General features: G+C 66.3%; 3 protein-coding genes. All 3 read left to right on the top strand.

Annotated elements, in window-relative coordinates:
• Nucleotides 1-39 precede the first annotated feature (39 nt).
• Genes ssuD through NKI61_RS32580 form a run of 3 tightly spaced genes read left to right on the top strand, consistent with a single transcriptional unit; the run spans nucleotide 40 to nucleotide 2792 of the window.
• On the top strand, nucleotides 40-1209 hold the full coding sequence (gene ssuD / locus NKI61_RS32590; protein ID WP_023687583.1) for an FMNH2-dependent alkanesulfonate monooxygenase: 1170 nt from the start codon (nucleotides 40-42) through the stop codon (nucleotides 1207-1209).
• Nucleotides 1206-1982, top strand: a complete 777-nt coding sequence (locus tag NKI61_RS32585) for an ABC transporter permease subunit (protein WP_023692926.1) — start codon at nucleotides 1206-1208, stop codon at nucleotides 1980-1982. Before ssuD ends, NKI61_RS32585 begins: the two co-directional genes overlap by 4 nt.
• A gap of 6 nt (nucleotides 1983-1988) precedes the next feature.
• Entirely contained in the window at nucleotides 1989-2792 is an 804-nt protein-coding gene (locus NKI61_RS32580; protein ID WP_352842394.1) for an ATP-binding cassette domain-containing protein, read from the top strand.
• The last annotated feature ends 269 nt before the right edge of the window (nucleotides 2793-3061 follow it).

Genomic DNA, 3061 nt, shown 5'->3' with positions numbered 1-3061 from the left:
CCCGGCGCCTTTGCCGTTTCAAGCTTCAGGGATTTCGCCATGACCGCTTCATCAAGCCCGCAAGCCGGCCCGCTCGATTTCTTCTGGTTCATCCCGACGCATGGCGACGGCTCCTATCTCGGCTCCGAACAGCAGCAGCGGCCGCCGGAGTTCGCTTACTTCAAGGAGATCGCACAGGCCGTCGACCGGCTCGGCTTTCCCGGCGTGCTTTTGCCGACCGGGCAGAATTGCGAGGATTCCTGGATCACCGCCTCCGGCCTTGCAGCGCTGACGGAAAAGCTCAAATTCCTGGTGGCGCTACGGCCCGGCGTGACGTTGCCCACCTTCGCGGCGCGCCAGACGGCGGCGCTCGACCGGCTGAGCAATGGCCGCCTGCTGCTCAATGTCGTGGTCGGCGGCAACCCGACCGAGCTTGCCGGCGATGGCGTGTTCCTGCCGCATGATGAGCGCTATGCGCAGGCGCAAGAGTTCCTGACCATCTGGCGCGCGCTGGTGTCGGGCGAGAGCGTCAACTTCAACGGCAAATATTACCGCGTCGACAATGGCCGCCTTGACCTTCTGCCGCAACAGGAGCGGCCGCCGCTCTATTTCGGCGGCTCGTCCGATGCCGGCCAGGAGCTCGCCGCCGATCTCGTCGATATGTACCTGACCTGGGGCGAGCCGCCGGCGCAGGTGGCGGAAAAACTCAGCGCGGCGCGCAAAAAGGCTGAACGGCGCGGCCGCAAACTGCGTTTCGGCATCAGGCTTCATTTCATCGTGCGCGAGACCGAGGAAGAGGCCTGGCGCGCCGCCGACCGGCTGATCAGCCACGTCACCGATGCCCAGATCGAAAATGCCCAGGCCCGCTTCACCAAGGAGATGGACTCTGTGGGACAACGGCGCATGGCCGAACTGCATGGCGGCCGCCGCGACAGGCTGGTGGTTTCGCCCAATCTGTGGGCCGGCGTCGGCCTGGTGCGCGGCGGCGCCGGCACCGCGCTGGTCGGCTCGCCGGAGCAGATCGTCGAGCGCATCCGCGAATATCAGGCGATCGGCATCGACACCATCATCGGCTCTGGCTACCCGCATCTCGAGGAAGCCTACCGCGTCGCCGAGCTTCTGTTCCCGCGTCTCGGCCTGGGCACCAGGCGGGCACGGGCGCATGAGAACATCGCCAATGAATTCGCCGTCGGCTTCCACGGCGCCAACCGCCTTCAGGCGTCGTCATGAGCCTGGCTCAACGGGCCAAACAGAACGGCATCGGCTGGCTGCTGCCGGCGTTGGTCATAATTGGCTGGGAAGCCGCCAGCCGCGCCGGCGTGATGCCGGCCAATGTGCTGCCGGCGCCGAGCGCGGTGGCCGAGGCCTTCTGGCGGCTGACGCTATCGGGCGAGCTGATACAGAACATCGGCGTCAGCACGCTGCGCGCGCTGGCCGGCTTTGCCATCGGCGGCTCGATCGGCTTTGCACTCGGCCTTGCCAACGGGCTGTCGGCGCTCAGCCGCGGCCTGACCGACACGACGCTGCAGATGATCCGCAACATCCCGCATCTGGCGCTGATCCCGCTGGTCATCCTGTGGTTCGGCATCGACGAGGAAGCAAAACTGTTCCTGGTGGCGCTCGGCGTGTTCTTCCCGATCTACGTCAACACGCTGCTCGGCATCCAGAGCGTCGACCCGCAGCTGGTCGAGATGGGCAGGGTCTACGGCATGGACCGCCGCGCGTTGTTTTTTCAGGTGATCCTGCCCGGCGCGCTGCCGGCGATCTTCGTCGGCCTGCGCTATGCGCTGGGCATCATGTGGCTGACGCTGATCGTTGCCGAAACCATCTCGGCCAGTTCCGGCCTCGGCTACATGGCCATGCAGGCACGCGAATTCCTGCTGATCGATGTGGTCGTGCTGTCGATCCTGATCTATGCGCTGCTCGGCAAGCTTGCCGACAGCTTCGCCCGCCTGCTCGAGCGGCTGTCGCTCGGCTGGCATCCCGCCTTCCAGAACGCCTGAGGTTCGATGCCAACCGCCAGCCTGACCGCCATCCGTTCCTTCGTCGCCGCGCCGGAACCGTCACGGCCGGAGGAGGCCGTCGAAAGGCAGCGCGCCTTTGCCTTCAAGGGCGTGGAAAAGCGCTTTGGCGACAAGGTCGTGCTCGACGGCATCGATCTCGATGTGCTCGTCGGACAGTTTGTGGCCGTCATCGGCAAGAGCGGCTGCGGCAAGAGTACGCTGTTGCGGCTGCTGGCCGGGCTCGATCGGCCAACCGCTGGATCCCTTACATTCGGGCCGGAGGCGAAGGCCGGCGCCGGCGAAGAGAGCCGCTTCATGTTCCAGGAGCCGCGGCTGTTGCCCTGGGCCAGCGTGGTGAAAAACGTCGAGGTCGGGCTGACCGGGCTTGCCACCGGTGCGGAAGCCAGGCGGCGCGCGCTCGCCATCCTGGGTGAAGTCGGCCTCGCCGACCGCGCCGACGAATGGCCCTCGGTGCTGTCGGGCGGCCAGAAGCAGCGCGTGGCGCTGGCGCGTGCACTGATCGGACAGCCAAAGATTCTGGCGCTCGACGAGCCGCTCGGCGCACTCGATGCGCTGACCCGCATCGAAATGCAGCAGCTTCTGGGACGCATCTGGCTGGAGCAAAAATTCACCGCCGTGCTGGTCACGCATGACGTCGCCGAGGCGGTTGCGCTCGCCGACCGGGTGGTGGTGATCGACGAGGGCCGCATCGCGCTCGATCTCGACGTGTCGGTGGCGCGGCCGCGCCGGCGCGGTTCGGTCGAGCTTGCCAGGCTGGAGGGCAGGATTCTGGATCAGCTGTTCGGGTAGTGCTGTCGCGGGCAGGGCATTCTATCCGAACCGGATAGATAGGTAACAGAATGGACCGGCAATATGGGGTGGCTGTTTTCTTGCTCGCCGGGTTGGCCCTGTTTGCGACTGCGGGTTTGACCAGCGCCTTCCCCCACTCCGTCACCGCTTCGCGGCGCCACCTCTCCCCCCTCCGGAGGGAGAGGAAGGGAGCCAGGCCGCATAAGTTCGCGCCCCTGCAAGGCTCGCGCCTTTCCTCTCCCCCGTCGATCGGGGGAGAGGTGTCGAGC

Origin of the sequence: Mesorhizobium sp. M0514 (assembly GCF_040321145.1) — a bacterium.
GTDB lineage: Bacteria > Pseudomonadota > Alphaproteobacteria > Rhizobiales > Rhizobiaceae > Mesorhizobium.
The sequence above is the reverse complement of the archived record's forward strand: the minus strand, read 5'-3'. Positions and strand labels throughout refer to the sequence as shown.